Annotated in this window: 14 protein-coding genes; all 14 read left to right on the top strand. The window is 49.1% G+C overall.

Features of this window, described 5'->3' with window-relative positions; genetic code table 11:
* The first annotated feature begins 3 nt into the window (after positions 1–3).
* The 14 genes from lgt (at position 4) to NTY76_00970 (ending at position 14,919) form a co-directional block, all read left to right on the top strand.
* The gene (gene lgt / locus NTY76_01035) at positions 4–747 is read left to right on the top strand and encodes a prolipoprotein diacylglyceryl transferase (GenBank protein MCX5677681.1); all 744 of its coding nucleotides are present in this window, start codon (positions 4–6) and stop codon (positions 745–747) included.
* The gene (locus NTY76_01030; protein MCX5677680.1) at positions 714–1,649 is read left to right on the top strand and encodes an RluA family pseudouridine synthase; all 936 of its coding nucleotides are present in this window, start codon (positions 714–716) and stop codon (positions 1,647–1,649) included. The genes lgt and NTY76_01030 overlap by 34 nt, the downstream gene beginning before the upstream one ends.
* Positions 1,650–1,667: 18 nt before the next feature.
* Positions 1,668–2,948, top strand: a complete 1,281-nt coding sequence (aroA, locus tag NTY76_01025) for a 3-phosphoshikimate 1-carboxyvinyltransferase (GenBank protein MCX5677679.1) — start codon at positions 1,668–1,670, stop codon at positions 2,946–2,948.
* Positions 2,942–3,466, top strand: a complete 525-nt coding sequence (locus tag NTY76_01020) for a phosphatase PAP2 family protein (protein ID MCX5677678.1) — start codon at positions 2,942–2,944, stop codon at positions 3,464–3,466. The genes aroA and NTY76_01020 overlap by 7 nt, the downstream gene beginning before the upstream one ends.
* 54 nt (positions 3,467–3,520) lie before the next feature.
* A complete protein-coding gene (locus NTY76_01015; GenBank protein MCX5677677.1) occupies positions 3,521–4,594 on the top strand; it encodes a rod shape-determining protein in 1,074 nt (357 codons plus the stop codon).
* 2 nt (positions 4,595–4,596) lie between these two features.
* Complete coding sequence (gene mreC, locus NTY76_01010; GenBank protein MCX5677676.1) at positions 4,597–5,376, top strand: rod shape-determining protein MreC; 780 nt, start codon at positions 4,597–4,599, stop codon at positions 5,374–5,376.
* Positions 5,364–5,876, top strand: coding sequence for a rod shape-determining protein MreD (mreD, locus tag NTY76_01005; GenBank protein MCX5677675.1), 513 nt, complete (start codon positions 5,364–5,366; stop codon positions 5,874–5,876). Before mreC ends, mreD begins: the two co-directional genes overlap by 13 nt.
* Before the next feature lie 22 nt (positions 5,877–5,898).
* Positions 5,899–7,620 (top strand): penicillin-binding protein 2, encoded by a 1,722-nt coding sequence (gene mrdA / locus NTY76_01000; protein MCX5677674.1) that lies wholly within the window; start codon positions 5,899–5,901, stop codon positions 7,618–7,620.
* Positions 7,617–8,717, top strand: coding sequence for a rod shape-determining protein RodA (rodA, locus tag NTY76_00995; protein ID MCX5677673.1), 1,101 nt, complete (start codon positions 7,617–7,619; stop codon positions 8,715–8,717). The genes mrdA and rodA overlap by 4 nt, the downstream gene beginning before the upstream one ends.
* A 580-nt stretch (positions 8,718–9,297) precedes the next feature.
* Positions 9,298–10,302 (top strand): tRNA preQ1(34) S-adenosylmethionine ribosyltransferase-isomerase QueA, encoded by a 1,005-nt coding sequence (gene queA / locus NTY76_00990; protein MCX5677672.1) that lies wholly within the window; start codon positions 9,298–9,300, stop codon positions 10,300–10,302.
* A 10-nt stretch (positions 10,303–10,312) separates the two neighbouring features.
* A complete protein-coding gene (gene tgt, locus NTY76_00985) occupies positions 10,313–11,452 on the top strand; it encodes a tRNA guanosine(34) transglycosylase Tgt (GenBank protein MCX5677671.1) in 1,140 nt (379 codons plus the stop codon).
* A 37-nt stretch (positions 11,453–11,489) separates the two neighbouring features.
* Positions 11,490–11,762, top strand: coding sequence for a preprotein translocase subunit YajC (gene yajC / locus NTY76_00980; GenBank protein ID MCX5677670.1), 273 nt, complete (start codon positions 11,490–11,492; stop codon positions 11,760–11,762).
* Between the two features lie 28 nt (positions 11,763–11,790).
* Positions 11,791–14,019, top strand: coding sequence for a protein translocase subunit SecD (gene secD / locus NTY76_00975; GenBank protein ID MCX5677669.1), 2,229 nt, complete (start codon positions 11,791–11,793; stop codon positions 14,017–14,019).
* A 12-nt stretch (positions 14,020–14,031) separates the two neighbouring features.
* Entirely contained in the window at positions 14,032–14,919 is an 888-nt protein-coding gene (locus NTY76_00970; GenBank protein MCX5677668.1) for a cation diffusion facilitator family transporter, read from the top strand.
* Position 14,920: the final 1 nt, after the last annotated feature.

Raw genomic sequence — 14,920 nt, 5'->3', positions numbered from 1 at the left:
AGCATGCATCCAATCCTCCTGAAATTAGGCCCCCTTACCATTTATTCCTACGGTGTTATGGTCGCTGTGGGATTCAGCCTGGCGGCTTTTCTCGTATACAGACGCGCGCCGAAATTTGGCATGGATAGGGATAAGATGATAGACTATCTTATCCTCCTCCTGATCTCCGGTGTCGTCGGGGCGAGGGCGCTGTATGTGCTGTTGAACCTCGGGTACTATATGGCCGATCCTATGGAGATATTGAACCTGTCGGGAGGCGGGCTGGTATGGTACGGCGGATTCATCGCGGCCCTTTTGGCGTCGATCTGGTTTTTAAAAATAAAGAAACTTGATTTCTGGCCGGTTGCGGATCTTATAGCCCCGTATATAGCGCTCGGACAGGCATTCGGCAGGGTAGGCTGTTATCTGAACGGCTGCTGCTATGGGATAATAGCGCCATGTAATTTTATTTTCGGCGAACGTCAGCCGACACAGATATATTCCTCTATTCTGCTGTTAATAATATTTATCGTGCTGGTCAGGTGGCAGGACAGAAGACGGTTTAAAGGCGAGATCTTTCTCGACTACTGCGCGCTCTATTCCTGCAAAAGGTTCTTCATCGAATTTTTGCGCGGCGATAATCCCAGAATATTTTCAGGGTTGACGATGTCGCAATTGATAAGCGCGGCGGTATTTTTAACGGTCCTAATCGTATTTAAGGTAAAGGCGGATGAGTGGGAAAAAAAGAGATTATCAGGTTCGAAGTAGCCGAAGAGGATAAAGGCAAGCGGCTCGATAAATTCGTTACCGAGAAGTTAGGCGGCAAGTATTCACGCTCATTTTTGCAGTCTCTTATAATGGACGGGCACATCCTTGTGGACGAGCGGCCGAGAAAGAGTCATTACGATATCACCCCCGGCGAATACGTGGAGATAAACATGCCCCCTCCCAAAAAGTGCGATATCGCCGCAGAGAAGATACCGTTCAATATCGTCTATGAGGATAAAGAGCTTCTGGTGGTAAATAAGACCTCCGATATGGTGGTCCATCCGGCGCCCGGCAACTACAGCGGAACGCTTGTGAACGCGCTTCTCGGGCATTGTAAGAATTTGTCCGGAATAGGAGGAGTGGCAAAACCCGGTATAGTGCACAGGCTCGATAAAGGCACCTCCGGACTTCTGGTCGTAGCAAAGACGGATAAGGCCCATCGTTTCCTGGCGAAGCAATTCAAGGATAAGACCGCTAAAAGAGTTTATGTCGCTATCGTCAGAGGCGTGGTCCAATTCGATAACGGTATTATAAATGCCCCTATAGGCCGTGATAAACATGACCGGATGAAGATGACGGTCGATTTTGAATCGGAGAGAGCCAGAGAAGCCAGCACAAGCTATAAGGTGATAAAGCGTTTTAAGGACGCCACGATGATCGAGCTCACTCTCGGCACGGGCCGTACCCATCAGGTGAGGGTCCATATGGCGCACATCGGCCATCCGGTTCTGGGCGACGTGAAGTATGGCACAAGGTTCGGAGGTCTTGCCAGACCGATGCTGCATGCCAAGACGATAGGTTTTACTCACCCTGTCAAAAATAAATTTATGGAATTTACGAGCGAACTGCCCAGGGATATGAAAAGATTAATAGCCTCGAAAAAACGTGATATAATTAAATAAACTCTGTTGTGTGAATATATGAAACCAGAAAATTTAAAGCCGGCAAAAAGATTACTCGGCGAAGTGGCCCTTCCCGGAGACAAATCGATCTCCCACCGCGCTATTATGTGCGGCGCGATAGCCAAGGGCAAGACCGTGGCCATAGATATCCTCGATTGCGACGATTGTAACTATACGATAAATGCCTTTAAGAATATGGGTGTGCGCTTCGACCGGGATGACCGCGACACAATTATTCACGGGGTGGGGCTTAATGGCCTGAAGAAGCCCGCTAAACCTATAGATATGGGTAATTCCGGCACGAGCATGCGGATACTCGCGGGAATACTCGCCGGCCAGGCCTTTGAGTCGACGCTCATAGGGGATGAGGCGCTGTCGAAGCGGCCAATGAGGCGCATAATAGAGCCGCTGGAAATGATGGGGGTAAATATAACCGCGTCCCCCGAAGGGTTTCCGCCCCTCAAGATAAAAGGCGGGACCGTAAAACCGATATACTATAAACTGCCTGTGCCGAGCGCCCAGGTAAAGAGCGCGGTGCTTTTCGCGGGGCTGCACGCCTTCGGACATACTACAGTAGAAGAGGATGTGAAGTCCCGCGACCATACCGAGCGCATGATGAGATATTTCGGCGCGGATATAAAAGTTGCCGGCCTGAAAATTTCCGTAAATGGTCTTAAAGAGATGACGGGTAAAGAATTTAATATCCCCGGAGACATTTCGAGCGCGAGCTTCTTCGCCGCCGGCGCTATCCTATTGAATAATTCCAGGATCAGGATAAATAAGGTGAGCGTAAATCCGACCAGGGCGGGGATATTGAATATATTGTCGCGGATGGGAGCCAGGCTCAACGTTCTCAATAAGGCCGATAATTTTGAGCCGTATGGCGATATCGAAGTGGAGTCCGGGCCCTTAAAGGGCATTAAGATAAATGAGAATGATATCCCCGGTATTATTGATGAGCTGCCTATAATATTTGTGCTTGCCTCGCTTGCCAAGGGCAGGACAGTGATAAAAGGCGCGGAGGAGTTGAGGGTTAAGGAGACCGACAGGATAGTTTCGATGAAGGAGAATCTCGAGAAGATGGGAGGCAAAGTGTCGGTAGAGAAGGATCAGATCGTGATAGACGGCGTGAAGAAACTCCGGGGTGCCGCGGTCAAGAGTTACGGCGACCATAGGACATGCATGTCGATGGCGATAGCCGCGCTTGCCGCGGAAGGCGAGAGTTCGATAGATGATGTAGAATGCGTGAACAAGTCTTTCCCCGGATTTTTTAAACTACTGGATATCATAAAATGCTAGGCGCCGCGGATATAGCCATATTTCAATTTATAAACAGAACTTTAGCCAACCCCGTCTTTGATATAGTGATGCCGTTTTTTACGAGAGCAGGTTCCGGAGAGTTTATATTCGCGCTTGCCGTTCTATTGGCTGTATTCTGTAAAAGAGAGAAGAAGCTGACCGGAATATTTTTACTGGCGGGCCTTACAATAACATATTTTGCCGTAGAGTATTTAAAGAATGCGGCAGCTATACCAAGGCCCTTTATCTCTCTTGCCGATGCGCGGCTTCTCGTCCCGAAGAGTATGGGATTTTCGTTCCCGTCAGGCCACGCCACGATAGCGTTTATGGCCGCAACCGTCATGTCTGGATTCTTTAAGAAAAACAGGGCTTTATGGTTTACGATAGCTTTTCTAATCGCGTTTTCCAGGATATATGTTGGTATGCATTATGCGTCCGATGTTATAGCCGGAGCGCTTATCGGCATAATAGCAGGATATTGTATTATGAAGACAGCCGATCGTTCAAACGCCGGTTAATTATGTTTGACATGAACGGTTTTTTTTGTTAATATCGCAAGACAAGGAGATGGCATGAAAGTAAAGCCGGTATGGAAGGCGATAGTTAAGGTTTACGATGAAACGTTGGGTCTATTCGCCAACGATATGGGGATAGATCTGGGAACGGCGAATACGCTTGTTTACCTGAAGAACCAGGGTATAGTTCTCTGCGAACCGTCGGTTGTCGCTGTCCAGGCTGGTACATCCAATGTCCTGGCCGTAGGAGAAGAGGCCAAACGGATGCTGGGAAGGACCCCCGGCAATATCGTGGCCATAAGGCCGATGAGGCACGGAGTTATCACTGACTTCGAGATCTCCGAGGCAATGTTAAGGTACTTCATCAAAAAAGTCAATAAATCCAGGCCGCTCGGCAGGCCGCGCATAGTTATAGCGATACCATCGGGCATAACCGAGGTCGAGAGGCGGGCCGTTAAAGATTCCGCGCTGCACGCGGGCGCTAGAGAAGTCTTCACCATCGAGGAACCTATGGCAGCCGCCATAGGAGTAGGATTGCCCACCCAGGAGCCTTCCGGAAATATGATCATAGATGTAGGAGGCGGTACTACGGAGATGGCGGTCATATCGCTGGGCGGAGTCGTATTCTCTAAGTCTGTCCGGGTCGGCGGTGATGAGCTGGACGAGGCTATTATAAATTATATAAAGAAAAACTATAATCTCATGATAGGCGAGAGGACCGCGGAAGATATAAAGATTAAGATCGGTTCCGTCTATCCTCTCGAGGAAGAACTGAAGATGGATGTAAAGGGCCGTGACCTGGTCGCGGGCCTGCCGAAGACAGTTTCGATCACAAGCGAAGAGATAAGAGAGGCGATGGCGGAGCCGATCGCCCAGATACTCGAGGCCGTCAGGATAACGCTTGAAAGGACCCCGCCTGAGATTTCGTCGGACCTGATCGATAAAGGTATAGTGCTGGCAGGCGGCGGATCGCTCCTGCGCGGTATCGACAAGCTTATCTCCGAAGAGACTGGCCTGCCTGTGCATCTGGCGGAAGACCCGATGACCGCGGTGGCCCTAGGAACAGGTAAAGTTCTGAGCGAGATGAAGTACCTTAAGATGCTTACCGCTTCCCCAAGGATTGACCGTTAGGTGTGCGTGAGAGAAAGAATTTACTATTAAAGATCCTCGCAATTATCGCGATTACCGCGTTCCTCGTAGCAAATTCCAATACCATATCGAGCCCGATAAGAGCTAAGCTCCTGGATTTAAGTTCCATGCCGCTAAAGGCCCTTAACGCTGTCTACGATGCTTCCAGAAAAGTGATCCCATTTGCTTCCTTAAGCGAAGAGAACAGGTTATTGCGCGACAGGATCGATCTTCTCAACAGACGCCTCGAGGAGTCGAAATCTCTTTATGTGGAGAACCAGCGCCTCAAAGATATCCTGGACTTCAAAAACACGATACCATATGCAGCCATTCCGTCCGAAGTGATAGGCCGCGACCCGACCAATTGGTCGAATTCGCTTATAATCGATAAAGGCGCCGCTCATGGGATAAGGCAGGGCAAGGCCGTGATCTCTATGAAGGGGTTGGTGGGCAGGGTCCTCGAGGTGGGCAGGTATTCGAGCAGGATACTTCTGATCACGGATCCTAATTCAAAAGTCGGCACGGTGATACAGCGTAACCGCCAGGGCGGCATACTGGTGGGCAGGCCGGACGGAAGATGTAAAATGATCTACATAGCGCTCGACTCGGATGTAGCGAAGGGCGACAAGGTCATCACTGCGGGCTTCGGCAGCGTATTCCCGAAAGGCATACTTATAGGCGATGTGGTGAGCGTCGGCAAAGAGCCGGGGCGCCTTTATAAATATGCGATAATCCGTCCCGCGCAGGATATGACGAAGCTCGAAGAGGTCCTGTGTATAAAATAAGCAGGCTTCAGATATGCTTTATTCTGGCGCTGGCCCTTATCCTGCATCTGACGGTCCTGGACTATATTAAAATATCAGGAGTTAAACCGGACCTTCTTCTCATTATTGTAATATTTTTTGGGCTATTTCTGGGGCGGGGGACCGGATTGGAATCAGGCTTTGCGGCGGGTCTCTTTAAAGACTTATTCGCGCTGGATTTCTTCGGGATCAACGTTTTCGTCTTTGCCATTACCGGTTACCTCGCGGGCCTCGCTGGAGCCCGGTTCTCAAGAGAGTCTAAAAAAACACAGATCCTATTGGTGGTGCTTCTTACAGCGTTTTCCATGATACTTCACTTCATGATCGTATCTATATTCTCAAAATGGATCTACCTTAGCTTCAGCGAATATCTCGCCGGCTCTATTATACCGACATGCATATACACGGCCATCATCTCTATCCCTGTATTCTCTAAGCTGATGAAGGTTTATAAGGTCAGGGGCTCGGAGGAGTATCTATGAGTTTTGGTGAGGTCCTGACAGAATGAGAGACCGCTTTCTTATATCAGCGCTGTCTTTTCTATTTGTTCTGATTATCATAGGACTTTTTTATAATCAGATCCTGATGTATGGGTATTATGCAAAGCTATCAAGAAATAATTCGATACGGGTGATACCGATAGAGGGGCCGCGCGGCAATATCTTCGACAGGACAGGGCAGCCGCTGGTCACGAGCAGGCTCTCTTTCGACGCGGCAATAATTTATCAGGAGATAGGGGACCGCAAGAAGCTGATGAGCCTTTTGAGCGATCAGCTCGGGCTTTCGGGCGCCCAGATCATGGATGCGTTCGAGAAGGCCAGCGGAAGGTCTTACGAGCCTGTGACTATAGCCGAAGATATCCCCAAAGAGAAGGCGCTTGCTCTCGAGGAAGCCGGTTTTGATGTGAGCGGCATTGTTATCGAGACGAGATCCAGGCGCAACTATCTTCATAAGCATTTCGGAAGCCATATATTCGGATATCTGAGTGAGGTTACCGATAATGAGCTTGAGACATTGAAAGATTATGGCTATAGAATGAAGGACCTTATAGGCAGAGCCGGCCTGGAAAAGTATTACGAGAGTGCCTTAAGGGGGGTGGACGGCGGGACACAAATAGAGGTTGACAGCAGGGGCCATCAGACGCGGGTCCTGGGCCTGAAAGAGCCGGCGAGCGGGCAGGACCTGCAGCTTACCATAGATTTTTCCATGCAGATCGCGTGCGATAAGCTGCTCGGGGACCGCAAGGGCGCGATAGTGGTAATGGATCCTCGTAACGGCGATATACTGGCTCTCGCAAGTCATCCTACTTTTGATCCGAATGTGTTCGTTGAACGCGGCACATCCGAAGAGAGGATGAAGCTTTTAAACGATAAGACAGGACGCCCGATGTCGAATAAGGCGATCTCAGGACTTTATCCTCCGGGCTCCGTCTTTAAGATCGTCACCTCAAGCGCAGCGCTCGAACAGAACAAGATAACGCGCTATACGAGGTTTTTTTGTCCCGGTTTTTATAAGCTGGGCCATTCGCAATTCAATTGCTGGAAAGACGGAGGGCACGGTTCACAGAATGTAGTGGAAGGCATAAAGAATTCCTGCAACGTATTTTTTTATAACACGGGAAGGGCCCTCGGTGTCGACCGGCTGGAATCATATACGAAACTTTTTGGCTACGGCAAACCTACCGGCATTGACCTGACGGACGAAGTCGGCGGGATAGCGCCGGGCAGAGAATGGAAGCTCTTCCACAAAAGAGGCATATGGTATGAAGGTGAGACGCTGAATTATGCTATCGGACAGGGTTATTTATCGGTAACCCCGATTCAGGTGTTGGAGATGGCCGCAGTCATGGCGAATAATGGGAATCTCGTACGGCCGCGCCTTGTAAGACGCGTAGGTTCGAGCGACCTGCCAAATCAGAAACCGAAAAGCATAGGGTTGAAAGACGAAACGGTTCAGGTTGTGAGGATGGGGTTATTTGAGGCTGTGAATAATGAGTCCGGTACCGCGAAGCGCGCCAAACTTGAGGGGGCGACAGTAGCTGGAAAGACGGGAACGGCTCAGAATCCCCAGGGCCGCACGCATGCGTGGTTTTGCGGGTTCGCGCCTTACAACGACCCGAAGGTATGCCTGGTCGTATTCCTGGAACATGGCGGCAAAGGAGGCCTTGAGCCTGCCGAGATAGCGCGCGGAATATTCGCGGAGGCTAAGCAGAGGGGCTATCTATGATAATTGATAAAAGAAAATATAAAGACTTTGACGCGATCCTTCTTACGCTGGCATTTGTTATATTTCTGATAGGTCTTCTTGCCATCCACAGCGCGACTCAAGCGAAAAATCTTACCTTACACGAAGGCTATGCTTTTAGACAACTTACATGGCTGGGTATCGGTATCTTGTTCCTTGCGGTAACGATCAGGGTCTCGTATCATAAGATTTTGGATATCGCGTATGTATTATACATAATCAACATCTTGCTGCTTGTGCTGGTTCTTATAATGGGCCACATCAGGCTGGGCGCTCAGAGATGGTTTTCGATAGGGGGATTTGCTTTTCAGCCGTCTGAATTCATGAAGATAAGTTTTATATTGGCGCTTTCGTCTTATGTGGGACAGAAGAAGGGCGCGATGGAATCGCTTGAAAGCTTAATAATACCGTTCATTCTATTTGCCGTGCCGTTTGTGCTCGTTTTATTGCAGCCGGATCTGGGCACAGCGCTTCTTCTGGTGCCGGTATTCTTCGCGATACTTCTTGTCGGAGGGGCGAAGCCCAAATATCTTATATGGGCGATATTGCTTGGACTGGCATGTATGCCTGTATTCTGGCATTTTTTACGCGATTACCAGAAGCAGAGGCTCCTCGTATTCATAAATCCGAACGTCGATCCGCTGGGCGCGGGCTACACGATAATACAGTCTAAGATAGCGGTGGGCTCGGGCGGGCTCATCGGCAAAGGCTGGCTCAACGGAACACAGAATCAGCTCAATTTCATCCCAGAGAGGCACACGGATTTCATATTTTCGGTCATAGGCGAAGAGTGGGGATTTTTAGGCGCGCTCGCGCTAATTTTATTATATCTCTTTATTGTGCATCGGGCATTCAATATAGGAAATCTGACGAGCGACAGATACGGGAAGTGCATAGCCACAGGTATTGCGGTGCTTTTGAGCCTGCAGGTCATTATAAATATCGGAATGACCATAGGGCTAATGCCTGTAGTGGGGATTCCTCTTCCGCTTGTCAGTTACGGGGGATCGAGCCTTCTCGCGACCCTTGTCGCAGTCGGCCTACTGCTTAATGTCGGTATGAGACGTTCCACTTTCTGAGGGCGAGATTTTTCGGCTCATCACCAGTCCGGCGGTTACCTTGTCAGGGCACCTTTCGCTTGTCGCAAATTTCCATTAGGCATGGAAATTTGCTGTGGTGAAAATGCGATGATAAAGCCTATATCGCCTTAAGGTATCGCATTTTGCACGACAGTCGCTTCAGGTGCCCTGTCAAGGTTCCGCCATCTGATGAAGTCGAAAAATCTCTATAGTGGATAGTAGAGAGTGAGATTGGAACAGTGATTATACCTGAACCGAAGTTATAGGTGAGTACATTGAAAATATTAGGTTTTTTGAGAAGCGGAAAAAGGGTTAAAAAGAGCCGAGGATGTCCGCAATAGATAAGAGGAGTTAGTCATAATAGATACTGTAAGCGGAATACGCAGTAGTAATACCGTAGGCGGATTTGAGGCCGCCTATGGTGGCCGAGTTCCGCAGGCTCCCCTTTTTCTGCTGAACAAAAGGCCGGCCCTGCAGTTAAGGTTCGGGGAAATATTTTCAGTGCGAACCATAACTTCGGGTCAGGTATAGACTATGATTCGAATACACCTTAACTGTAACGAGAGATTTTGAGGAAAGAATGAAGCTGACCGAATTTGACTATGAACTGCCGCGCGAATTGATCGCGCAATATCCCGCGGGTGAGAGGGATAAGTGCCGTCTTATGGTGCTGGACCGGTCGGCTCGGACTATCGTGCAGAGGACGTTCGCTGATATAGTCGAATATTTTAAGAAAGGCGATTGTCTGGTCCTGAATAATACGAAGGTTATCCCTGCGCGGCTCTTCGCCAAGCGCAAGACTGGCGGCAAAGTTGAGATTTTTTTGCTTGAGAAAAAAGATCCGATATCTGAGGTGCTCCTTAGGCCGTCCTTGAGGGTTAAGGAGGGCGAGAAGATCGTCCTTGAATCGGGCGACGAAGTTGAGGTTATGGGGAGAGGCAATATCGGGAGATTTGTGAAGTTCAGCAGGCCTCTCGATCATATTCTGAATGAGGTAGGGCACGTTCCGCTGCCGCCGTATATATCTCGAAGAGATGAGCTCCGGGATAAGAACGACTACCAGACTGTATATGGCGTGAAGGAGGGCGCTACAGCTAGCCCTACCGCGGGGCTGCATTTTACCGATAATATTCTGGAAAGAATAAGGGCTAAGGGCGTGAAGATAGTCTTTGTTACGCTCCATACCAATTACGGCACCTTCCGGCCCATAAAGTGTGAGGATATAGAAGGCCATAAGATGCATGAAGAATATTTCGAGCTGTCTCAGGAAACCGCTGATGCTGTGCGCCGGACAAAAGAGAATGGTGGGGCGGTATTTGCTGTCGGGACCACGACGAACCGTGTGCTCGAACACTGCAGGGACAGCCTTAAAGCATGCTCAGGCCACACAGATCTCTTCATCTATCCTGGTTATAAGTTTAAAGTGGTCGATCATCTGATAACTAACTTTCATCTGCCGTGTTCAACCCTTTTAATTTTAGCTTCAGCTTTTTCCGGTAAAGAGTTTATAATGGAGGCTTACCGGAAGGCCATAGAGGAAAAATATCGCTTCTTCAGCTACGGCGATGCCACTTTAATATTATGAGAAAGGGAATATAGTGTTTAAGCTTTTACATAAGGACAAGAGTTGTGGGGCGAGGCTGGGACTGCTCACAACGGCGCATGGTGAGATCTATACGCCCGTATTCATGCCGGTCGGAACACAGGGCACCGTCAAGACGCTCTCCAATGACGAACTGAAAGATATCGGCGCCGAGATAATCCTCGGTAATGCCTATCACCTTTATCTCAGACCCGGTCTGGACATAATAAGGAAAGCGGGAAGCCTTCATAAATTCATGGGTTGGGACCGGCCCATTCTCACCGATAGCGGCGGATATCAGGTATTCAGCCTGGCGAAACTGCGTAAATTGAGCGATGACGGAGCCGAATTCTCATCTCACATAGACGGTTCGAGGCATATTCTCACTCCTGAAAAAGTGATAGACATCCAGCAGACGCTCGGAAGCGATATAATGATGGTATTCGACGAGTGTGTGCATTATCCGGCCGCAAAGGATTACGTGGAGCAATCGCTTGGGCTCACCACGAGATGGGCGCGCCGCTCAAAAGAGCATCTCGATAAATTGCCCGCCAAGGGTAGGCAACTCCTGTTCGGGATAGTACAGGGCGGCACTTACCTGGATCTTCGCAAGAGGGCAGCCGAAGAACTGCTTAAGATTGGCTTTGATGGCTATGCCATAGGAGGAGTGAGCGTAGGCGAGTCGAAGGATCTTATACGCGAGATCGCCGGATATACTGCGGCTTTATTGCCGGAAGGTAAGCCGCGCTATCTTATGGGCGTGGGCATGCCGCAGGATATATTGGAAGCCATAGCGCTGGGCTCGGACATGTTCGACTGCGTTGTCCCTACGCGCAATGGCCGCAACGGCCAGGCATTCACTTTTAACGGGGATATTCAATTAAGAAACGCCGAATACAAGGAAGATTTCAGTCCCATAGATGAGGCTTGCGATTGTTTTACATGCAGGACCCATACGCGATCCTATATCAGGCACCTTTTTAACACGGAAGAGCTCCTGGGTTTAAGGCTTGTTTCATTGCATAATACGCATTTCTATGTTAAACTAATAGAATTATCCCGTAAGGCTATAGCGGAAGACCGCTTTGCCTCTTTTAAGGATGAGTTTGCAGCTAAATATAACAAGGCCGATATCAGAGATATCGGCACTTAGCCTACAATATGGCTGAATAAACAAGGAGAGCGCATAGATGAATCCGGTACAATCGCAGTTGATAGCGATCATTCTAATATTTGTCGTGTTCTACTTTCTTCTGATCCGCCCGCAGAAAAAGGCGCAGGACGATCATAGGAAGATGATAGCGAGCCTGAAGAAGAATGATGAGATAATAACGTCCGGTGGCATTCATGGCATAATAGCCAATGTAAAGGAGTCCACCATTACCTTGAAAGTGGACGACAATGTAAAAGTAGAGGTCCAGAAAACGAGTGTCGCTTCCATAAAGCGCAAAGCTTCGGAATAAAACATTATACTTATACAGGAGGATAGTGATGAATAGAGGTCTTCAGTGGAAACTGCTGGGAATAATAGCGATCACCGCGGCATGTATATATCTTATATGGCCTCCCTTTGCGATAAAGGATAAAGACGGCCAGCTAATTCAAAAAGGTAAAATAAACCTCGGCCTTGACTTACAGGGTGGTATGCATGTCCTGCTTAAGGTCGACACTTCAAAGCTTCCTCTTGAAACAAGAAAAGACGCGATCGACAGGGCCATGGAGATCATACGGAACAGGGTAGACCAGTTCGGTGTGGGAGAGATGGCGATCCAGAGATCGGGTAAAGATAATCTCATAGTTCAGCTCCCCGGAGTCACCGACAGGGAGCGTGCGCTTGAGATCATAGGTAAGACCGCGCACCTTGAATTTAAGATAGTCTCGGACAATGTCGAGGACCTTAAGAAGGCTATCGCGAAAGAATCCGTTGAAGGGTATGAGCTCAAGTATCTGGAAGGAGAGCGCGCCGGAAGAGAGCCCCTTCTTATTGCAAAAGACGCCAGCCTTACAGGTGATCTTCTGGTGAACGCGAAGACCGAATTCAGCTCGAGAGGTTTTGGCGAGCCTTACGTATCGATCACATTGAACTCGAAGGGCGCGGAGCTCTTCGCGAATGTGACAGCAACGAATGTGGGGAAGAGGCTGGCGATAGTTCTCGATGGTAAGGTGGTATCGGCTCCTGTTATACGCGAAGCGATCCCTTCGGGCCAGGCCCAGATCAGCGGCAATTTCTCCGTGAACGAAGCCAACGACCTTTCCGTTATCCTGAGGGCCGGCGCTCTGCCGGCGCCTGTAGTGGTGGAAGAGGAGAGGACTGTCGGGCCGCTGCTTGGAGCGGACTCTGTAAAGAGCGGTATGAAGGCGGCGATCATCGGCACTCTGCTTGTTGTGGGTTTTATGATATTCTACTATCGCCTGGCGGGAGTGGTTGCCGATATGGCGCTGGTATTGAACGTGCTTATCATACTGGCGGCGCTTTCGCTATTTAAAGGGACATTGACACTCCCCGGCATCGCGGGCTTGATATTGACCATAGGTATGTCCGTTGACGCTAACGTCCTTGTGTATGAACGTATACGTGAGGAATTGAAGCTCGGCAAAACTCTTCGTGCCGCGATAGCCTCCGGCTACCACAGGGCGCTCTCCGCGATCGTTGACTCTAACTTAACGACTATAGTCGCGGCGGCTCTCATATTCAAGTTTGGAACCGGCCCAATAAGAGGTTTCGCCGTTACGCTTACAATAGGCCTCATAGCAAACCTCTTTACAGCAGTGACGTGCACGCGGGTCATATTCGAAGTGATGTGCGACCAGTTCAATCTGATGAAACTCAAATTTTTACAGCTCTTTCCCGAGACCAAGATAGACTTTATCGGCAAGAGAAGGATATGCTATATCTTTTCGGCAGTATTTATCATAGGCGGTATCGTGCTCTTTGCGATGCGCGGCGATAAAAATTATGGTGTAGACTTCTCGGGCGGGACGTTGGAGCAGTTGATGTTCGATAAACCGGTGAAGATGGATGATGTCAGGCGTGTATTGAAAGGCATAGGACACGGAGACGCGTCCATACAGCAATTTGGTAATCCGCGGGAGGTCATAATAAGGACACAGGAGAATATTTCGACGAAGATGAACAATGCGTTCAAGGAGGAGCTGAAGGATAACGCCTTTCAGGTGTTGAAGGTTGAAAGTGTCGGTCCGGCTGTTGGCAGGAACTTAAGACAGAACGCACTGATAAGTCTTTGCCTGGGGCTTGCCGGCATAGCGATCTATGTTATGTTCAGGTTTGATCTAAAATACGGAATAGCTGGCGTAATAGCGCTTATACATGACGTATTTGTCGCGATAGGCGCCATGGCATTTACGCACAGACAATTTGACCTTACCATAGTTGCGGCGCTCCTTACCATTGCCGGATATTCCATCAACGACACCGTCGTTATCTATGACAGGATAAGGGAGAACTTGCGTATTGTCAAAAAAGGAACCTTTAGCGACATTGTAAACTTAAGTGTTAACCAGATGCTGGGCAGGACCGTGCTCACTACCGGCGTTACGATGCTCGCGGTGGTGGCGCTCCTTGTTTTCGGCGGCGAAGTGCTGAACAACTTCTCGTTCTGCATATTCGTCGGCTTCCTTACGGGAGTCTATTCGACCGTTTACATCGCTAGCCCCATGGTAATATCATGGCATCATGTCAGGATATTAAAAAAGAAGTAAAGGTTACTCTTCATGGGAAAAACAGAACGAATCGGTAAAAATAATTTCAATCGCATCCGCTGGGTCCTGATAATAGTACTGATATTGAACTGGGCAGTGGCGGTGGCGAAGATGCTGATCGGCTTTCTGACGCGCTGTCAGAGTATGACGGCCGACGGCTTCCATTCTCTGTCCGACGGTACCTCTAATATAATAGGCCTTATAGGCATAGCCTTGTCCGCCAGGCCTGTGGATGAAGACCATCCTTACGGCCACAAAAAATACGAGACGTTCTTCTCTCTGGGCATAGCAGCGCTTCTCATGCTGGTATGCTTTAGTCTGATAAGGGAGAGCTTCGTACGCTTCTTCCATCCATTAGTGCCGCAGGTGAACCTGATAAGCTTTATAGTGATGATTGTCACGATCGCGGTAAATACCCTGGTAGTGAAATATGAATATAAACAGGGCAAAGAGCTGCGCAGCGATATGCTTGTCGCGGATTCAATGCATACCAGGGCCGACATCTATACGTCGCTAGCGGTTATAGTGGCATTGATAGGCATAAAGTTGGGCTTCCCGATAATCGACCCTATAGCGACATTTGTCATTGCGATATTTATCGGATACGCGGTATTCGAGATAATTAAAGATGCTTCCAAGATATTATGCGATACGGTAGCGATAGCGGATTCCGAGAAGATAGTGTCGATAGTGATGGCCGTAAAAGGCGTCAAGGCTTGTCATAAGATAAGGACGCGCGGACGGCCGGATGACATTTGCATAGATCTGCACGTGGAGGTCGAAGCGGCCATGAAGATCGAAGATGCCCATAAAGTCTGTTACGCCGTAGAAGCGGCCCTTAAGAAAAATATCCCGGAAACTACGGATGTGCTGGTGCATATAGAGCCTAAAGCAAAATAGT

This window comes from Candidatus Omnitrophota bacterium (genome assembly GCA_026387175.1).
Classification (GTDB): domain Bacteria; phylum Omnitrophota; class Gorgyraeia; order 2-01-FULL-45-10; family 2-01-FULL-45-10; genus CAIMPC01.
This window is presented reverse-complemented; position numbering and strand designations above follow the sequence as displayed.

What these genes read in the sequence shown, in the direction of transcription:
- lgt (MCX5677681.1), top strand. Translation starts at nt 4, where the DNA reads ATGCATCCAATCCTCCTGAAATTAGGCCCCCTTACCATTTATTCCTAC.
- aroA (MCX5677679.1), top strand. Translation starts at nt 1,668, where the DNA reads ATGAAACCAGAAAATTTAAAGCCGGCAAAAAGATTACTCGGCGAAGTG.
- NTY76_01020 (MCX5677678.1), top strand. Translation starts at nt 2,942, where the DNA reads ATGCTAGGCGCCGCGGATATAGCCATATTTCAATTTATAAACAGAACT.
- NTY76_01015 (MCX5677677.1), top strand. Translation starts at nt 3,521, where the DNA reads ATGAAAGTAAAGCCGGTATGGAAGGCGATAGTTAAGGTTTACGATGAA.
- mrdA (MCX5677674.1), top strand. Translation starts at nt 5,899, where the DNA reads ATGAGAGACCGCTTTCTTATATCAGCGCTGTCTTTTCTATTTGTTCTG.
- rodA (MCX5677673.1), top strand. Translation starts at nt 7,617, where the DNA reads ATGATAATTGATAAAAGAAAATATAAAGACTTTGACGCGATCCTTCTT.
- queA (MCX5677672.1), top strand. Translation starts at nt 9,298, where the DNA reads ATGAAGCTGACCGAATTTGACTATGAACTGCCGCGCGAATTGATCGCG.
- yajC (MCX5677670.1), top strand. Translation starts at nt 11,490, where the DNA reads ATGAATCCGGTACAATCGCAGTTGATAGCGATCATTCTAATATTTGTC.
- secD (MCX5677669.1), top strand. Translation starts at nt 11,791, where the DNA reads ATGAATAGAGGTCTTCAGTGGAAACTGCTGGGAATAATAGCGATCACC.
- NTY76_00970 (MCX5677668.1), top strand. Translation starts at nt 14,032, where the DNA reads ATGGGAAAAACAGAACGAATCGGTAAAAATAATTTCAATCGCATCCGC.